Genomic DNA, 18,492 nt, shown 5'->3' on the forward strand with positions numbered 1-18,492 from the left:
AGGCGACGATCCACATCTTCGCCGCTCCGGTGGTGTCCAAACCGGGTGTGCCCGTCAGTGATTGCAGCATGCCGGCGCGGGTGGCGAAGTCCACCGGACGCCGGTTGTCCGGGTCGACGAGCGAGTCCTCCCACAGCTCGCAGCCCTGATAGACATCCGGGATGCCGGGCCCGCACAGTTGCAGCAGCTTCTGCGACAGCGCATCCGACCAGGCATGCGGAGCCAGCTCGTGCACCAGATCGCCGAGCCCCGAGCCGACCGGGCCGTCGATCACCGCGTCGATCCAGGTGTGCACGGCGGCCTCGAATTCGGGGTCGGGTTCCTCCCAGGACGTGTGCTCGCCTGCCTCCCGAATCGCCTTCTCCGCGAACCGGTGCAGCCGATCCCGCAGGCCGGGAACCGAGGCGGCGGGACGGCCGTCGGCGGGCCACACCCCGAACATGTTCTGCAACAGGAACAGCGCCGTCGCGCCGTCGGGGGCGGGGGTGAGCTCCAGCCAGGTCGCCACCGATCGCGCCCACCGCGTCGCCACCTGGGACAGCACCCCGATGCGGGCGCGCACATCCTCACCGCGTTTGGTGTCGTGGGTGGACAGTGTGGTCATGGTGGCGGGCCAGCGTTGGGCGCGTTCGCTGTTGGCGAGATGGAACTCGTTGAGCGAATGCCCGAACCGGGCCGGGTTGCCGCCCACCTCCTGCAGGGAGACCAGCCGCGCCGCCCGGTAGAACATGGTGTCCTCGACGGCCTTGGCGGTGATCGCGCCACCCACCTGGCTGAACCGCACCGCCGCCTCGCCGCCCGCGGCCAGCGCCGCCACCAGCACCGACAGCGGCGCGGTGAGTTCGCTGTTGCGTCGTTCCACATCCGCGACGACGGCCCCCGTCATCCCGGCCAGCGGCGTGTAATCCACCCGGTACACCGGCAGGAACGCCAGCACCTCGATGGTGGCGTTGGTCAGCGCCATATCGCTGATCCCGGAGGCGTCGAAACCGTTCACGCCGGCGTCGCGTTTGACCGCCGCCACCAGCCGCCGGATCTCCGGGGCCAGAATGCTCTCGGCCACCGCGCGTTTGATGCGGTGCTGTTTCTCGCCGATCCAGGCGCGGTCGCTGCCGTGGCCGGCGAAATGCTGCGACAGTTCGGTCAGCGTCTGCTCACCGTCGGGGTCGATCAGCACGCCGCCGATATCGGCGAGCGCGTCGTAGCCGGTGGTGCCGTCGATGGGCAGCGTCGCGTCGAGGGGTTCGCGGTTGGCGAGGATCTTCTCCACCAGCAGCAGCCGGTGCGGTCCGATGAGGCTGCGCAGCCGGGAGAGATAGGCCGCCGGATAGGACAGCCCGTCGGGATGGTCGACGCGCACACCGTCGATCAGATCGTGTTCACACCAGGCCGCGAGCTCGCGGTGGGTGGCCTCGAACACCTCGGGATCTTCCTGACGCAACGCCGCCAGCCCGCTCACCGCGAAGAACCGGCGATAGCTGCACAACCCGGCCTTCCAGCTCACCAGCCGGTAATGCTGTTTGTCGTGGATGCGCAGCGCGTTGTCGCCGTCGGTGTCGGGCGCGATGGGGAAGCGCAGATCGTGCAGCGCCAGCATCGGCTCCGGTCCGGACCGGTCGACGGTCAGCGCCGCCGGATCGTTCTCGCTCTGCAAGACCGGCAGCGCCAGCCGCCCGCCGGCACCGTTGAGCGGGCTCCAGTCGATATCGAAGTAGTGCGCGTACTGCGATTCCGGCCCGTGCCGCAGCACATCCCACCACCACGGGTTCTGCCGCGGATCGCCGACACCGACATGGTTGGGCACCAGGTCGATGATCAGCCCCATGCCGCGGCTGCGCACCTCGTCCGAGAGCGCCTTGAGCCCGGCCGGACCGCCGAGCGCCGCCGACACCGTGGTCGGATCGGTGACGTCGTAGCCGTGCGTGGAACCGTGCATGGCGGTCATCACCGGCGACAGGTACAGATGCGAGATGCCCAGCTGCTGTAGGTATTCGGCGATGGCGGCGGCGTCGGCGAAGGTGAGCAGGTCGGGGCGCAGTTGCAGCCGGTAGGTGCTGCGTACCGGCGTCGACCGGGCGGGGCGGCGCATGGACTGTGGATCGGTGAGATGCGTGGCGGTCAGGTTCTCGGTCATGTTCTCAGGCGGTGCGGCGGAGGACGAGCAGACAACGGGCGGAGACGGTGACGGTGCTCGCCGCGGCATAGGTGGCCTCGGCACGTCCGTCGGGTGCTGAACAATCCAGGGCGACCGACCATTCGGCGCCGAGATCGGGGGCGGGCAGGGTGAAATCCAAGGCGCTGTCGTGGGCGTTGAAGCACAGCAGGAACGAATCGTCGGTGATCCGTTCACCGCGCGGGCCCGGCTCCGGGATGCCGTCGCCGTCCAGGAACACCGCCAGCGACCGGGCGAAACCGCTGTCCCAGTCCGCGACCGTCATCTCCGCGCCGCCCGGGGTCAGCCAGGCGATATCGCGGGGCTGACCGCCGTCGCGGACCGGGCCGCCGAGGAAGCGGCGGCGGCGGAACACCGGATGTGCGGTGCGCAGGGCGATCGCGGCGCGGGTGAACGCGAGCAGATCCGCGTTCTTGTGCGCCAGTGACCAATCCATCCAGGACAATTCCGAATCCTGGCAGTAGACATTGTTGTTGCCGAGCTGGGTGCGGCCCATCTCGTCGCCGTGCGCGAGCATCGGGGTGCCCTGGCTGAGGATCAGTGTGGCCAGCAGATTGCGGGACTGACGGTCCCGCAAGGCGAGCACCTCGGGGTCGTCGGTGGGGCCTTCCACCCCGCAGTTCCAGGACCGGTTGTGGCTTTCGCCGTCGCGGTTGCCCTCGCCATTGGCCTCATTGTGTTTGTCGTTGTAGGACACCAGGTCCCGCAGGGTGAAACCGTCGTGCGCGGTGACGAAGTTGATCGAGGCGCTCGGCCTGCGCCCGGTCGCCTCGTACAGATCCGAGGACCCGGTGAACCGGGAGGCGAACTCGCCGAGAGTGGCGTGTTCGCCGCGCCAATAGTCGCGGACCGTGTCGCGGTATTTGCCGTTCCATTCGGTCCACAGGCTCGGGAAATTGCCGACCTGATAGCCGCCCTCGCCGACGTCCCACGGTTCGGCGATGAGCTTGACCTGGCTGACCACCGGGTCCTGCTGTACCAGATCGAAGAACGTGGACAACCGGTCCACATCGTGGAGTTCGCGGGCCAGCGTGGCGGCCAGGTCGAACCGGAAGCCGTCGACGTGCATCTCCAGCACCCAGTACCGCAGCGAATCCATGATCAACTGCAAGGTGTGCGGATGACGCACATTCAGGCTGTTACCGGTGCCGGTGTAGTCCATGTAGTGCGCGGGGTCGTCGTCCATCAGCCGGTAATAGGCGGCATTGTCGATGCCGCGGAAACCGATGGTCGGCCCCAGATGATTGCCCTCCGCGGTGTGGTTGTACACCACGTCCAGGATCACTTCGATGCCCTCGGCGTGCAGCGCCCGCACCATCGCCTTGAATTCGGTCACCGCCGCCCCGGCGCGCGCCCCGGCGGCGTACTCGTGGTGCGGGGCGAGGTAGCCGAAGCTGTTGTAGCCCCAGTAATTGCGCAAGCCCTGGTCGAGCAGGATGCGGTCGTGCAGGAACTGGTGCACCGGCATCAGCTCGATCGCGGTGACGCCGAGACCGCGCAGATGGTCGATGATCGCCGGATGCGCCAGGCCTGCGTAGGTGCCGCGCAGGTCCTCCGGGACGTCCGGGTGGGTGATGGTCATGCCCTTGACGTGGGCCTCGTAGATCACCGTCTCGTGGTAGGGCCGCCGCGGTGGGCGGTCGGCGCCCCAATCGAAGAACGGGTTGATCACCACACCGGTCATGGTGTGGCCGAGCGAATCCTCGCCGTAGGTGTAGAGCGAGGGGTGATCGGCGAAGGTGCCGTCGAAGGCCTTACCGTACGGGTCGAGCAGGAATTTGCTCGGGTCGCAGCGCAGGCCGCGTTCGGGATCGAACGGTCCGTGCACCCGGAACCCGTAGCGCTGTCCGGGACCGACACCGGGCAGGAAGGCATGCCAGACATGTCCGTCGACTTCGTCCAATCCGATGCGCGTCTCGGCGCCCTGCTTGTCGACCAGGCACAATTCCACCGCGTCGGCGACCTCGGTGAACAGCGAGAAATTGGTTCCGGTTCCGTCGTAGGTGGCGCCCAGCGGATACGCGCTGCCCGGCCAGACACCGAGCGGTGCCGCGGCGGAAGCGGAGTCGGGCGAAACCATGGCAACGACACTAACGGTCGTTAGGGCAGCGCTGCCGCGCCCCTCGTCGTTGTGCGGGCCGGGTGTGTTCGAGAGCGGGGGACGGGCAGTGGCCGATCAGGCGGCGCCGGGCGTCGGCAGCCAACGACGGTGGTAGCCGGCGGCCTGGGCGCGAGGCCCTGGCCCTGGCCACCGATCGCCTCGGCCGCATCGAACGTGAGTAGCGCACCCGCCTCGGGGCGGCGGAGTTCCACGCGCTGCGCATCGGCCTGGCGGCGGTACCCGGGGTGTTCGGGCCGCAGGATCGGTGAACCGTGCTGGCATGGCCCGCAGCTCCGATGCTAACTTGAACGGTGTTCAAGGCCGCCTGCCCGTGGCGGCACGTCCACTGTGCGAAGGGTTGCTGTGGTGCTGACGCCCGACGAGATCACCGCCATCGACGCGAAACACGTGTGGCACCCCTACGGCGGGTTCCCGGCCACCACTGAGCCGCTCGTGGTGGCCTCGGCGTCGGGGACCCGGCTGAGATTGGCCGACGGCCGCGAACTCGTCGACGGGATGAGCTCCTGGTGGGCCGCGGTGCACGGGTACCGGCATCCGGTGCTGGACTCGGCGCTGCTGGTGCAGTCGCAGCGGATGAGCCACGTGATGTTCGGCGGGCTCACCCACGAGCCTGCGGCCCGGCTGTCGGAGCTGCTGGTGCGGCTGACCCCGGACGGGCTGGACAAGGTGTTCCTCTGCGACTCCGGTTCGGTGTCGGTGGAGGTCGCGGTGAAGATGTGCCTGCAATACCAGCGCGCGCTCGGCAGGCCGGGCAAACGGCGTCTGCTCACCTGGCGCGGCGGCTACCACGGCGACACCTTCACCCCGATGAGCGTGTGCGACCCGGACGGCGGGATGCATGCGCTGTGGACCGATGTGCTCGCCGAACAGGTCTTCGTTCCCGCGCCGCCGCGGGACTTCGATCCCGGCTACATCGCCGCGCTCGGGCAGGCGATGGGTGAGCACGCCGACGAGCTCGCCGCCGTCATCGTGGAGCCCGTGGTGCAGGGCGCCGGTGGTATGCGCTGGCACGATCCGCGGTATCTCACCGAGCTGCGCCGGCTCTGCGACGTCCATGGCGTGCTGCTGATCTTCGACGAGATCGCCACCGGATTCGGCCGCACCGGAACGTTTTTCGCCGCCGAACAGGCGGGGGTGAGCCCGGATGTGATGTGTGTCGGCAAGGCGTTGACCGGCGGGTACCTGACACTGGCCGCCGCTGTGTGCAGCACGCGGATCGCCGAAACCCTCAGCGCCGCACACGGTGGGCTCATGCACGGACCGACCTTCATGGGCAATCCGCTGGCGTGCGCGATCGCGGTCGCGTCGACCGAATTGCTGCTCTCACGCGACTGGCAGGCTGAGGTGAAGCGCATCGAGAGCGAGCTCGAATCGGGGCTGGCTCCCGCGCGCGAACTGCCCGCGGTGACCGAGGTCCGGGTCCTCGGCGCGATCGGGGTGATCGAACTGGATCACCCGGTCGACATGCGTGCCGCGACCGATGCGGCGGTCGGTGCGGGCGCCTGGCTGCGGCCGTTCCGGAATCTGATCTATGCGATGCCGCCGTTCATCAGCAGCACCGACGACGTCGCCACCATCACCTCGGCGATGGTGGCGGCGGCGCGGGTCGGCTAGCGTTGCGGCGACCCGGTCGCGCGTGTGAAAGCGGCGACCGGATTTACCGACGCCGCGCGACACCGGGCCGGCGCGCCCGGCGGGGGTGATGTCCGCCGGCTCGACTCGCAGGGCGGCGTGCGGACGCGGTATCGACGGGAACTGCCCGCGTCAGGCGATCCAGGGCGGCACGACCGTGGTCGCACCGTCCGGCGTCCCGGCTCGCGCACCCGCGGGCGCGGTGACGATGGCGGTGAAACCTTCCGCGCCACCGGAGATCTGGCGCAGCACATCGGGCGGCAGGATGATCGTGTCGCCGGCCGATACCACGTGATCGGCGCCGTCCACCGTGATCTCGGCGCTGCCGCTGAGGATGGTCCAGACCTGCTCGGCATCGATGAAGTGCAGCGGGCCGGACTTGCCGGCCGCGACGTCGACGCGCCAGAGGGCGAGTGTGGCGCCGCCCTGGGTGGGGGAGGCGAGGGTGGTCATGACGCCGCCGGGGGTTTCGGTGCGGCGGGTTTCGGAGTGTCGGATGAGGGTCACGGATTGACGTCCTTAAGGTAGACAATGATGTTGTCCATATAGTCAACGAGGTTGTCCAACATGTCAAGGGATGCGGGCGGCTTCGAGCTGCCGCTGCGAATGCTCGCCGCTTTCCGTGCCACCATCGACGAGGTGCACGCCGACCTCGCCGAGCACGGGCACTCCGACCTGCGGCCGATGCACGGATTCCTGTTCCAGGCGATCGCCCGCAGTGGTCCGCAGGGATGCACCGCGGCCGATCTCGGGCGCGCGCTCGGTATCTCCAAACAGGCCGCCGGTAAGCACATCGACACGCTCGAGCGTCTGGGCTACCTGCGCCGCGGCCACGATCCGGCCGACGCACGCCGCAAGGTCTACACCCTCAGCGATCGTGGCATCGAGGTACTGGACCGATCTGCCGCGACCTTCGACCGCATCCACGCCCGCTGGACGGCCGCACTCGGCGCCGATCGGATGGCCGCGCTGGAAGCCGATCTGCGAGCGCTGACGCCGGGTGAGCTGTTGCGGATGGATACGCCCAGCTGGTTCGGCTCCTGAACGCGTCGCCGGTGTCGGTCCGGTGGCCCCGGTCACCCTCCTGAACGCCGTTCAAGTATGGTGTTCAGCTGTGAGTACCGATCCATTGAGCTGGCTGGACGCGCGTGCTGCCGAGCGGGTGGGGGCGGGGCTGCGACGGCAGCTGCGGGCACGGGAACCGCAGTCGCCGTCCATCGATCTGGCATCGAACGACTATCTCGGGCTGGCGCGCCACCCGGAGGTGATCGAGGGCGCGATCGCGGCGGTGCGGCGGTGGGGTGCCGGGTCGACCGGATCGCGCCTGGTGACCGGCACGACCACCGACCACGAACTGCTCGAATCCGAACTCGCCGAATTCATGGGTGCCGAAGCCGGGCTGGTCTTCGCCTCCGGCTACGCCGCCAACCTCGGCGTGGTGACGGCGCTGGCCGGGCGTGGGTCGCTGATCGTCTCCGATGCCGGTAGCCACGCCTCGCTGGTCGACGCGTGCCGGCTGTCGCGGGCGCGGGTGGAGATCGCCCCGCACTGCGATGTCGCGGCGGTGGACCGGCTGCTGGCCGGCCGCACCGAGGAACGCGCCCTGGTGCTCACCGATTCGGTGTTCAGCGCCGACGGTGACCTGGCCCCGCTGGCCGAACTGCACCGGGTGACCCGCGCCAACGGTGCGGTGCTCGTCGTCGACGAGGCGCACGGACTCGGTGTGCGCGGCACCGGCGGGCGCGGGCTCGTGCAAGAAGTGGGCCTGGCCGGGGAACCGGATCTGGTGATCACCGCTACGTTGTCGAAAGCCCTTGCCGCCCAAGGTGGAGCGGTGCTGAGCAGCGGCCGGGTACGCGCGCACCTCATCGACGCGGCCCGCACGTTCATCTTCGACACCGGGCTCGCGCCGGCCGCGGTCGGCGCGGCCCGTGCGGCGCTGACAATTCTGCGCAGCGATCCGGGCATCGCGCAGCGGGTGCTGGATCGCGCCGCCGATATCGCGCGGATCGCCGGTGTGCCGCAACCGGATTCGGCGGTGGTTTCGGTGGTGCTCGGGCAGGTGCAGGTGGCATTCGAGGCCGCGCAGCAGTGCCGGGAACGAGGGCTGGACGTGGGGTGTTTCCGGCCGCCGTCGGTGCCGGAAGGGACCTCGCGGTTGCGGCTGACGGCGCGGGCGAATCTCACCCCCGCGGAACTCGACACGATCGCCACCGTGCTCGGCGAGGTGCTGACCACCGCGCGCGAGGCGGTGCCGGCATGAGCCCGCTGCTGGTCACCGGCACGTCCACCGATATCGGCAAGACCATCGTCACCGCCGCATTGGCGGCCACCGCCGCGGCCGCCGGGCGCTCGGTCGCGGTCTGCAAACCGGCACAGACCGGTGTCGCGCAGGATGAGCCCGGTGATCTCGCGACCGTTACGCAGCTGGCCGGTGTCACTCGCACGGTCGAGCTGGCCCGTTATCCCGAGCCGCTGGCCCCCGATACGGCCGCGCGCCGGTGCGGGGCGCCGCTGCTCGCCATTGACGAAACCCTGTCGGCCATCACCGAACTCACCGACGATGTCGTGCTGGTCGAGGGTGCCGGCGGTCTGCTGGTGCGCATCGGTGAGTTCACTCTGCTGGATCTGGCGGCCGAGCTGTCGGCTCCGGTCCTGGTGGTGACGGCGCCCGGCCTCGGCACGCTCAATCACACCGAACTCACCACTCGCGCGCTGGCCGCGGCCGGTGTGGAGTGCGCGGGCTTGGTGATCGGATCGTGGCCGCAGGTGCCCGATCTGGCCATGGAAACCAACCGCGTGGACCTGCCGCGGGTGACCGGCGCCGAGTTGGTCGGCTCGGTACCGGCAGGGGCGGGCGCGTGGTCGGCGGATCAGTTCCGGGCTGAGGCGTCGGGCTGGTTCGACTCCGACTGGGCGCGCCGCTATCTGCTGAGCTGAGCCATGTTCGGCGCGCGATGGCGTCTGACCTGCTGGCATCGCGTAGCTGCCGGGCTGCCCATTGTTGTGCTGTCGACGCCCGGTCGACCGGCGGCGAGGATTCAGGACCGAGTTCTTCGATTTCGTGCGCGCCACCTCCGCCGGTGCAGTAACGTCGTTACTCGGTAACCGGGTTACCGGCGCGGAGAGGTCGCACCGGCATGCCCGGTCACCGACGCACGGCGCATCCGGACCATCACGTGACCAGCGCTGGCCACCCGATGGCAGGACTCGCCAGTGCTGTCGAGCGATGCGCCGTGCACCCGCACTCGGCTCGTCGTAAGGATCATCCATGTCAGTGCTGTCCCGCCGCTCGCTGCTGACCGGGGCGGTGGCCGCCGGGGCTGTGCTCGCCGGAGCCCGGGTCCTCGACCCGAAGCCAGGAATCGCCGCACGGGTCAACGGAGTTCGGCTCACCAGGGAAGAGCACCGCGTCGTGGTGATCGGCTCCGGCTTCGGCGGCGGGGTGACAGCGCTGCGACTGGCCGAGGCGGGGGTGCCGGTGCTGCTGCTGGAACGCGGCATGCGCTGGCCGACCGGGCCGAACGCGCAGACCTTCCCGCGGGCGTCCGCGCCGGACAAGCGCATTCTGTGGCATCGGTCCAGCCCCAATCTGTTCGGGCGGCCGCTGGCCTTCGAGCCCTACACCGGCCTGGTCGAAGCGGTGCCCGGGCAGAACATGACAGCGCTGTGCGCGGCGGGGCTCGGCGGCGGATCGCTGATCTACCAGGGTATGTCTTTGCAGCCCGACGAAGCGGTGTTCAACACGCATTTCCCGGCCGAACTCGACTGGGCCACCATGGATCGCGTGCACTATCCGCGGGTCGCGCGGATGCTCGGGCTCGCGGTGGCGCCCGAGGAGCTGATCGCGCACCCGAACTACGCCGCCGCCCGCGTGTTCGCCGACCATGTGCGCCGCGCCGGGCTGCCGCTGGCGAAGATCCCGATGCCGATCGACTGGAACTTCGCGCTGGCCGAGCTGCGCGGGGAGATGACACCGTCCTACACCAACGGTGACGGTGCGATGGGTGTGAACAACGGCGGCAAGCATTCGGTCGACGTCACCTATATCGCCGCGGCCGAAGCCACCGGACGGGTGCAGGTCCGCACCCAGCACGAGGTCACCGATATCGAACGCGGCGCCGATGGACGCTGGATCGTGCACGTCGACCGCATCGACACCACCGGCGCCGTCCAGGAGAACCTCGTCATCACCGCGGGTGCTCTCGTGCTCGCCGCCGGCAGCCTCAACACCACCAAACTGTTGGTGCGCGCTGGAGCCAGGGGCCTGATCCCGGATCTGCCCGACGGGTTGGGCCAGAACTGGGGCACCAATGCCGACCGCATCTATGTCTGGACCAACCCGGCCGCGAATTTCGGGCCCGCACAGGGCGGACCGGTGGTCTACGGCAGCCTGAACTGGTCGGATCCGACCACCGCGTGCACCCTCATCCAGGCCTCGATTCCGCCGCTGCCGGTGGATCCGAAGTCCACCATGCTGGTCGGCTACGGCGTCAGCGCGGGGCGGGGCAGCTTCGCCTACGACGCGGCAGCCGAGCAGGCGGTGCTGCACTGGCCCGCCGACGGCGATTCCTACATCCAGGACAACCACATCGGGCCCACCGCGCACCGCATCGCCGGTCCCGGCACCGCCCTGCTCGACACCAATGCCGGCTTCCCGTCCACCTGGCATCCGCTGGGCGGGGCGAGCATGGGCAGCGTTTGCGATCTGGAGGGGCGTGTGCTCGGCCAGCGTGGACTGTATGTGCTCGACGGTGCGCTCATGCCGGGCAATACCGCCGCGTGCAACCCGTCGATGACGATCGCCGCGGTCGCCGAACGCGCGCTCGACCATCTCGTCGCCGCCGATGTCGGGACGCTGATCTGACCCCGAACGCGCGGCGGACTTCTCGCCGCGGGGAATACCGGTGCTCACGTGAACCGGCGAAATCTGCTATTCCTTGCCGTGGTCACCTGCGCCTGTGGCAGACAGGGCAGGGAGCGCATGCTGCGGCATCGTGTGGTGGAGGTGGACGGTGGCTCCGGAACCAGTGAAGTTTCGGCGATTTGCCGACGCCCCCATTCTCAATCCCTATATCGCGCGCGCCGAAGCGACGCTGGAAGCGCTGAAGAAGGGGCTCGGAGACAAGAACGCCACCACGATCACGGCGAAATACCTGGACGGTCTCGGCGGGGAGATGCCGGGGACCGGAGAAATGAAGCAGCAGTACAAACTCCGGGCCGCCGACGTCAAGGACTATCAGGACCAATGGAATTCGCTCGACGATCAGATCGCCGAGATGGCAGCCGCGTCCGCCGACGTCGCCAATGAGGTGACCAAGCAGGTGGATCTCCTCGAAGACGCCATCAGGGAAGCCCTGGCCACGGTGGTCGACGATCCGCCGGACCGCCCGACCCCGTTCGAGCAGATCGGCGCGGTGCACGCGATCGACAAGCTCATCGGTAAGGCCGTCGACAAGGTGTGGACGGCGTTCAACGAGCTGGATCGCCAGGCCTGGAATTCGCCGCCGGGCGGTGCGAATACCAACGGCGGCGGCGCGCCGCCATGGACGCCGACCTTCGGCAGCAACCTACCCGGTGACGTCTACACCGGCGGCGACATCCCGACGACGGCGGATGCGGCGCCGCTGGACGGTGGTGAGCGAACCACGGCGGAGAAGATCTACCGGCGGCTCATCGATGAGTACGGTCTGACGCCTGCCCAAGCGGCCGGGATCATCGGCAATATGCAGGTCGAGGCGCCCGGGTTGAACACCGGAGCTTACAACCCGAACGAGGGCGCCTACGGTCTGTGCCAATGGCTCGGTGGGCGACGCGAGAACTTGGAAGCCTTCGCCGCTTCCCGGGGCAAGAAGGTCGGCGACTGGGAAACTCAGGTCGATTTCATGATGCACGAGTTGCAAGGAAGTGAGTCGGCGGCCTACGCCAGGCTGCGCGCCACCGATACGCCTGCCGCGGCGGCCGCCGTGTTCGACCAGTACTACGAAAGAAGCTCGGGCCAGGCGCGCGGTCAGCGGATCGCCAACGCGAACAATGTCGCGGCCGCGATGGCCGGGGTATCCGCCTGAGCCGCTCGGCGTTCTGGTCCGACCGGCTCGTAGGAGCTGGAAAACGATCGATCCCCGTGCGAATTCGCTCGCACGGGGATCGACTGTCGTTTACCGGTCGGCTCAGTGCATCATGACCGGCGCCTTGGGCTGCTCACCCTCGGCCGGAGCCTCGATCTTCTTGCGCGGCAGGAACAACGACGCGACCAAGGTGACCAGGCACAGGAACGCCGCCACCAGGTAGCTGGTGGAAAATGCCGACGCCATGTCGTCGAGCACGATCGATTGGAACTTCGCACCCAGCGACTGGATGTATTCCAGGATCGACGGATCCGGCGGCGTGCCGGTGCGTTCGGCCTCGCCGACGGCCTGGGCCGCCGACACCGGCTCCGACGCCTTGAACTGGTTGGTCAGCACCACCGAGATGATGGCGACACCGACCGAGCTGGCGATCTGCTGGGCGATGTTCAGCAGCGTGGAACCACGGGCCACCTCATGCTCGGTGAGCGTCCGCAGCGCGGCCGTCATCAGCGGCATCATGGTGCCACCCATGCCGAGACCCAGCACGAACAGCAGACCCAGCAACACCGGGTAGGAGGTGTGCGCGTCGGTCTGCGACAGCCCGAACATCGCGACGGTGATGGTCAGCATGCCGACCGGCACGATCCGGCCCACCGGCAACTTGTCGGCCAGCGCACCCGCCAGCGGCATGGTGAGCATGGTGCCCAGACCCTGCGGCGCCACCAGCAGACCCGCCATCAGCGGGCTCTCCCCGCGCACCTGCTGGAAGTAGGTGGGCACCAGCAGCAGGCCACCGAAGAACGAGGCCGCGAACAGGAACATGGTGATGGTGGAGATCGACAGGTCGAAGTTCTTGAACAGCCGCAGATCCAGCAGCGGATGCTTGGGCTTGAACGAGTAGAACACGAACGCGATCACCAGCAGCGCGCCGAGTAGCATCGTCGCCCACACCTTCGGCGCGGTGACGGTGCCTTCCTCGGGAATCGTGGACACCCCGAACAGGAACAGCGCGAGACCCGGCGAGAGCATCAGCATGCCGATGAAGTCGAAGGTCTCACTCGGCTGCGGATCATCCTTGGGCAGCACCAGGTAGGCGTAGACCAGTGAGATGGCGCCGATGGGCAGGTTGATCAGGAAGATCCAGTGCCAGGAGGCGTTGTCGATCAGCCAGCCACCGAGGATCGGGCCGAGAATCGGGCCCAGCAGCATCGGAATACCGAGGATGGCCATCAGCCGGCCGATCCGCTCGGGTCCGGCGGCCTTGGTCATGATCGTCATACCCAGCGGCATCAGCATGCCGCCGCCCAGGCCCTGGATCACCCGGAACGCGATGAGCGCCTCGATGCTCCAGGCCGCAGCGCACAGCACCGACCCGCCGGTGAACAGCACCAGCGCGGCCAGGTAGAGGCGTTTGGTGCCGAATCGGTCGGCGGCCCAGCCGGTCAGCGGGATGACCGTCGCCAGGGCGAGGGTGTAGGCGGTGACCGTCCAGGCGACGGTGGAGTAGTTGGCGACGTCGAACTCGGTCTGGAACGTCGGCAGCGCGACGTTGACCACGGTGATGTCGAGAATCGACATGATGGCGCCGAGGACGACGACACCGGCGACCTTGAGTACGGCGCCGTCTATCTTGTCGGGTACCGCTGCGGCGGTACTGCCGGCGGACTTGCTCACGAGGGGTCTCCCGTCGATACGGCTGGGATGGATTGCACCGAGGCGAGCGCCCCGGAGTCGAGCACGCCGATGAGGGCGGCGTGCAGATCGTCACGCACGGTGTCGGGCAGGCGTTCGACCAGTCGGTCGATCGCTTCGCGATGGCACATCATCTGATCGCGGATGACCTCGCGGCCCTGTTCGCTGAGGCCGACCAGTTTCACCCGCCGGTCCTCTGGGCTTTCGTCCCTGGTCAGCAACCCGAGACGAACGAGCCGGTCCACATTGCGCCCCGCCGCGGTCATCGACAACGACAGTCGTTCGGCGATGGTGTGGATCGGCAGCTGCTGGCGATCGTCGTGGCCGAGGACGAACAGGGTGCGTGCCTGCGAGAGCGACAGATCCAGGTCGACCAATCGATCGGCGCCCCCGGAGCGGCTCGCGCTGAACAGGCCCGTCAGGAAACGCTCCAGCGTTTCGCTGATTCCCAATTCACTCGTCACCGCGCGATCATAATGCGCACGCAATAGTCGCGTACAAGCGAATATCGCGCGTTTGTGTCTAACGTCACGCCTGCTGGGTGGGACGTCATGATGGTGGCCGTGCGCCGTGTGCGTCACTGGGCCGACGCTAGACCTGGGGTCCGACACGATCGCTGTGAGATTCGCCGGAAACACCGGTTTACCTGTGTGGATGTGGTGAGTGTCACCTTCGGATCGCGAGATCCGGTGGGGGACTGCCGGGTCTCGGGCTCAGCGGATCGCGTCGTCGGATCGCGGCGCGATGTCCGAGGGCGGCACCAGCCCCCACTGCTCGAGTTGTTTGCGGATCTGTTCGGCCGCATCGATATTGAGCGGCCCGCTCGTCCACATCGCATACGGCAGGTTCAGGAAACGCCCCTCGGTGACGGCGCGCAGCTGATTGATGCCCGGCTTGGCGCGCAACATCTCGACTTTCTGCGCGTAGCTCTGCATCGGATAATCGACGAACATGATGGCGTCCGGGTCGGCGCCGGCCAGCCGCTCCCAGGACACCGCGGTCCAGGTGTCGGGGACATCGGAGAGCACATTGCGCCCACCCGCCGCGTCCAGGATCGCCTGCGGCGCACCGAAACTGCCGCTGGAGAAGATGGTGTCGCTGCCGCTGTCGAACAGGAAGATCTGCGGGGTGCGTTCGGGTTTCGGGGCGGCGGCGAGCGCGGCGAGGCGGCGATCGAGATCGTCGACGAGCGCGGTGGCGCGTTCGCCGCGGCCGGTGATCGCGCCGAGGTTGGTGAGGTCCTCGCGCAGCGCCGTCCACGGTTCGACCACCCCGCGCGGGCGTTCACCGGCGCGTTGACGGCAGCTCTCGGTGAGGATGTAGGCGGCGATGCCTGCCGCCCGCAGCGACTCCGGGGTGAGGTTCTTGGATTCGTCGTACCCGTAATTCCAGCCCGCGACGACGACATCGGGTCCTTGCGCGAGAACCGTTTCCCGCGACGGGGATTCGTCGGCCACCGATTTCAGCGCGTCCACGGCGGGCCCGTAGTGGTTGCGCAGCACCGTGATGTCCTGCTGCATGCTCGACACCGCGGTCACCTGATCCTGCGCACCGAGCGCTAGCACCATCGAGATCATATTGCTGTCGTTGACGAACATCCGCTGCGCCGGAGCCGGAAAGCTCGACTCCGCACCGCAATTGCGCACGGTGAGGTCACCGGTCGCCGCGTGCGGGCTGCCGCAGGCGGCCAGTGTCACGGCCAGCGCCGCCGCCGACAGCATTCGGATCGGGTGTTTCATAGGGGCGCCTCTCGCGGGGTGATCAACAGATGGTTCTCGCCGGTCTCCGGATGCGGCACGCGCGTTGCCCGCACTCCGAACACGGCGTCGATGACGTCGGCGTGCAGGGCGGTGCCGGGCGGTGCGAGCGGACGCGCCCGTCCCTCGTGCAGCACCAGCACCCGGTCGCAGTAGCGATCGGCCAGCGTCAGGTCGTGCAGCGCGGCGATCACGGTGCGGTCCAGGCGCCTGGCCTGGCGGAGCAGGTCGAGTCGGTGGGTGATGTCGAGATGGTTGGTCGGCTCGTCCAGCAGCAGTACCGGAGTGTCCTGCACGAGGGCGCGGGCCAGCAGCACCCGCTGCCGTTCGCCGCCGGAGAGGCGATGCACCGGCCGGTCGCCGAATCCGGCGAGATCGACCGCGGCCAGTGCGTTGTCGACGACCTCGCGTTCGCGCGCCGACCCCGCGCCCCACGGCGGCAGGTACGGCGTCAGGCCGAGCGCGACGACCTCGCAGGCCAGGAGATCGTCGGGTGGGCGTTCGTCCTGTGCCACCAGGGCGACCGTGCGCGCACGGCGGCGGGGCGAGAGCGCGTGCAGGTCGTCTGCGCCGACCAGGACCCGGCCACGGCGCGGCTTCGTGAGCCCGGCGAGCGTGCGCAGCAGGGTCGTCTTGCCCGCACCGTTCGGTCCGACGATGCCGATCATTTCGCCGGGGTGGGCCTCGAAATCGACATCGGTCAGTACTCGGCGCCGACCGGCCGCGCAGGCCAGATCGCGCGCCGCGACCACCGCGCCTTGTCTGTCCGCGGCTTCGGTCATGGGGCGCTCCGGTGTCGTTGTGAATTCGTTCGCCGTCGCCAGGCACAGCGACCCCTCGACCGGCCCGCCGTCGCGTGGGGGCGCGCGCTGGCCCCGTCGTCGCACGCTCGAAGCGCGGTGAAGGCACTGCTCATGACGTGCCGAACCGGTAATGCCGACGTCCCATCAACAGCAGGAACGCAGGTGCACCGATCAGCCCGGTGAGCACGCCGACCGGTATCTCGGTGGGCCGCACCAGGACTCGTGTCGCCGCGTCGGCGATCACCAGGAACAGCGCCCCCAGCAGCGCGCACGTGGGCAGCAGGGCGCGGTGACGGGGACCGACGACCAGGCGCGCCGCATGCGGCACCACCAGGCCGACGAAGCCGATCCCGCCCGACACCGCCACCAGCACCCCGACCAGCACCGCGAGCAGCACGAACAGTGCGATCCGCAGCTCACGCACCGGAACGCCGATGGAACCGGCCGTATCGGCGCCCAGATGCAGCGCGTCCAGCCAGCCCGCGGCCGCGACCAAACCGAGGGCGCTGGCCGCGACCACCGCGAGCGGCACCGCGATCTTGGTCCAGTCCGCCCCGGCCAGGCTGCCGAGCAGCCAGAACAACACCGACTGGGCGGCCGCCGGATCGGTGCTGCGGAAGATCAGATAGCTGGTCAGGGCCGAGAATGCCGAGGCGAGCACGGTGCCGGTCAGCACCAGCCGCAGCGGCGTCAGCCCGCCCTGGGTCACCGCGATCACGAACACCAGCGCCGCCGCCGCGAACGCACCGGCGAGCGCACCGCCCGACAACGCCCAGATCCCCGCCCCCGCGAACACACCCGAGGTGATCACCGCCGCGGCGCCGACCCCCGCGCCGGAGGACACGCCGAGCAGGAACGGGTCGGCCAGCGGATTGCGCACCAGCGTCTGCATGGCCGCGCCGGCCAGTGCCAGCCCGGCACCGACGATCGCGGCCAGCACGGTGCGCGGCACCCGCAACTGCCAGACGATGGTGTCCAGGCCGGGGTCCGGCGGTATCCGGCCGCTCAGGCGGTGGGTCAGGACCTCGACCACGCCCGATACCGGCAGGGATTCCGCGCCGAATCCGGTGGCGAGCACCATGACCGCCGCCAGCACGGCCAGCAGCATCGGGACGACGACAGCGGTGCTCACACGGGTCATCGCGCACGCACCATCGATGAACAGCGCTCCACAGGCAAGTCGCGGCCTCTCCAGAGTTCGTCCGGTGGGGGAGGTCTGACTCGCGCCCGCAGGGGCGCTCACAGTGGCGCGACCGTCCCGGATTTGCACCGGATTCCCGCACCCACCGAGGGTGAGGCCGAACTCTACCGACCGGTCCGGTCCGGCCTGGCGCCGGGTCGCGGCGATGGCAGAGGTCCGCGCGCCGTGCCTACAGTGAAAATATGTCGCCGCTGGACGATCGACACCCGTCCACTGTCACCGACTGGGACGACGCGCGACGGCGGGCCCGACTGGCCGAGACCCGGCTCGGGCACAACTGGACGACGTTGCGCCGCACCCGGTTGGCGTTGGCGCGGGTCGGTGCGCTGGTGCTGATCGTGCTGATCGGCGTGGTCCAGTACTGGGTGCACGATGTGGCGCCGGAGCGGGCGCGGCTGGCGGGCACCGAGCCGTCGCTGCTGCCGATCTCCGCGCCCGCCGATCCAGGGGACTGGGATACCGCCGTCGTCGACATGGTCGGTCTCGGTGGTCTCAACGCCTCCGACACCGCCGAAGCGTTGCCCGCGCTCGCCACGATGGGCGTGGTGTGGGCGATCCGCTACGACAATCGCGGTATCGACACCAAGGTGATCGCCGATCTGATCATCCGGGCCGCGGTGATGTCCGGGATCCGCAATATCGTGCTCACCGGGCACAGCATGGGCGGGGTGATCGCGCTCGAGGTGGGCCAGCACATCCACACCGACAGCGAGCTGCGGCTGGTCGCGGTGCTGCTCGACTGCACCCCGCTCGACCTCGACGCCGTACGACCCGACAAACGCGGCCGCGGGCAGGACATGGTGCGCTGGATGGGCTGGCTGCCCGGCGCCAGGGAGAGCCGCACGTTGCGGCTGGTCGTCGAAACCTACGCGCGCCGGGACCGTTTCGTCGACCGCGAGGGCATCCCCGGTATCCGCCTCGCCGAGGGGGGAGACGCGGTGGCCGAGGTGCTGCGCGACAAGATCTTCAACCCCGACGCCGCCAGCAACGGCCTGATCGAATCCCAGTTCCTGGCCATCGTGGCCGGCGGTTCGGTCGACAATC

General features: G+C 68.9%; 15 protein-coding genes and 1 riboswitch. Of the genes, 7 read left to right on the forward strand and 8 right to left on the reverse strand.

Annotation, left to right across the window (positions count from 1 at the left end; all coding sequences use genetic code 11):
• Both treY and glgX read right to left on the reverse strand, forming a co-directional pair.
• On the reverse strand, positions 1 to 2,089 hold a 2,089-nt coding region (gene treY, locus RJ05_RS09045), incomplete at its 3' end, for a malto-oligosyltrehalose synthase (RefSeq protein WP_036535560.1).
• A 49-nt stretch (positions 2,090 to 2,138) separates the two neighbouring features.
• A complete protein-coding gene (gene glgX, locus RJ05_RS09050; RefSeq protein ID WP_036535527.1) occupies positions 2,139 to 4,253 on the reverse strand; it encodes a glycogen debranching protein GlgX in 2,115 nt (704 codons plus the stop codon).
• Positions 4,254 to 4,637: 384 nt separating this feature from the next.
• Between glgX and RJ05_RS09055 the strand changes: the two genes are divergently transcribed.
• Entirely contained in the window at positions 4,638 to 5,909 is a 1,272-nt protein-coding gene (locus tag RJ05_RS09055; RefSeq protein WP_036535530.1) for an adenosylmethionine--8-amino-7-oxononanoate transaminase, read from the forward strand.
• A 150-nt stretch (positions 5,910 to 6,059) separates the two neighbouring features.
• Here the strand turns inward: RJ05_RS09055 and RJ05_RS09060 are convergent, their stop codons facing one another.
• A complete protein-coding gene (locus RJ05_RS09060) occupies positions 6,060 to 6,434 on the reverse strand; it encodes a cupin domain-containing protein (RefSeq protein ID WP_036535533.1) in 375 nt (124 codons plus the stop codon).
• 60 nt (positions 6,435 to 6,494) lie between these two features.
• Between RJ05_RS09060 and RJ05_RS09065 the strand changes: the two genes are divergently transcribed.
• The 5 genes from RJ05_RS09065 to RJ05_RS09085 all read left to right on the forward strand — a co-directional run bounded on the left by RJ05_RS09065 (position 6,495) and on the right by RJ05_RS09085 (position 11,995).
• Entirely contained in the window at positions 6,495 to 6,971 is a 477-nt protein-coding gene (locus tag RJ05_RS09065; protein ID WP_036535535.1) for a MarR family winged helix-turn-helix transcriptional regulator, read from the forward strand.
• A gap of 70 nt (positions 6,972 to 7,041) precedes the next feature.
• Complete coding sequence (locus RJ05_RS09070; RefSeq protein ID WP_036535538.1) at positions 7,042 to 8,190, forward strand: 8-amino-7-oxononanoate synthase; 1,149 nt, start codon at positions 7,042 to 7,044, stop codon at positions 8,188 to 8,190.
• Positions 8,187 to 8,867 carry a dethiobiotin synthase gene (gene bioD, locus RJ05_RS09075; RefSeq protein ID WP_036535541.1) on the forward strand — a complete coding sequence of 227 codons (681 nt, stop codon included), beginning with the start codon at positions 8,187 to 8,189 and terminating at the stop codon, positions 8,865 to 8,867. The genes RJ05_RS09070 and bioD overlap by 4 nt, the downstream gene beginning before the upstream one ends.
• Before the next feature lie 331 nt (positions 8,868 to 9,198).
• The gene (locus tag RJ05_RS09080) at positions 9,199 to 10,794 is read left to right on the forward strand and encodes a GMC oxidoreductase (protein WP_051016375.1); all 1,596 of its coding nucleotides are present in this window, start codon (positions 9,199 to 9,201) and stop codon (positions 10,792 to 10,794) included.
• 148 nt (positions 10,795 to 10,942) lie between these two features.
• The gene (locus tag RJ05_RS09085; protein ID WP_138445591.1) at positions 10,943 to 11,995 is read left to right on the forward strand and encodes a phage tail tip lysozyme; all 1,053 of its coding nucleotides are present in this window, start codon (positions 10,943 to 10,945) and stop codon (positions 11,993 to 11,995) included.
• A gap of 102 nt (positions 11,996 to 12,097) precedes the next feature.
• Here the strand turns inward: RJ05_RS09085 and RJ05_RS09090 are convergent, their stop codons facing one another.
• The 5 genes from RJ05_RS09090 to RJ05_RS09110 form a co-directional block, all read right to left on the reverse strand.
• Positions 12,098 to 13,669, reverse strand: a complete 1,572-nt coding sequence (locus RJ05_RS09090) for a DHA2 family efflux MFS transporter permease subunit (RefSeq protein ID WP_036535547.1) — start codon at positions 13,667 to 13,669, stop codon at positions 12,098 to 12,100.
• The gene (locus RJ05_RS09095) at positions 13,666 to 14,151 is read right to left on the reverse strand and encodes a MarR family winged helix-turn-helix transcriptional regulator (protein ID WP_036535566.1); all 486 of its coding nucleotides are present in this window, start codon (positions 14,149 to 14,151) and stop codon (positions 13,666 to 13,668) included. Before RJ05_RS09095 ends, RJ05_RS09090 begins: the two co-directional genes overlap by 4 nt.
• Positions 14,152 to 14,400: 249 nt before the next feature.
• Entirely contained in the window at positions 14,401 to 15,426 is a 1,026-nt protein-coding gene (locus RJ05_RS09100) for an ABC transporter substrate-binding protein (RefSeq protein WP_174343917.1), read from the reverse strand.
• On the reverse strand, positions 15,423 to 16,226 hold the full coding sequence (locus tag RJ05_RS09105; protein WP_036535551.1) for an ABC transporter ATP-binding protein: 804 nt from the start codon (positions 16,224 to 16,226) through the stop codon (positions 15,423 to 15,425). Before RJ05_RS09105 ends, RJ05_RS09100 begins: the two co-directional genes overlap by 4 nt.
• A gap of 130 nt (positions 16,227 to 16,356) precedes the next feature.
• Positions 16,357 to 17,388, reverse strand: coding sequence for a FecCD family ABC transporter permease (locus RJ05_RS09110; protein ID WP_036535554.1), 1,032 nt, complete (start codon positions 17,386 to 17,388; stop codon positions 16,357 to 16,359).
• Positions 17,389 to 17,437: 49 nt separating this feature from the next.
• Positions 17,438 to 17,550: riboswitch (cobalamin riboswitch) on the reverse strand.
• An 80-nt stretch (positions 17,551 to 17,630) separates the two neighbouring features.
• Here RJ05_RS09110 and RJ05_RS09115 point away from each other — a divergent pair.
• On the forward strand, positions 17,631 to 18,492 hold an 862-nt coding region (locus tag RJ05_RS09115), incomplete at its 3' end, for an alpha/beta fold hydrolase (protein WP_036535557.1).

The organism is Nocardia cyriacigeorgica NBRC 100375 (assembly GCF_000308555.1).
GTDB classification, from domain to species: domain Bacteria; phylum Actinomycetota; class Actinomycetes; order Mycobacteriales; family Mycobacteriaceae; genus Nocardia; species Nocardia cyriacigeorgica.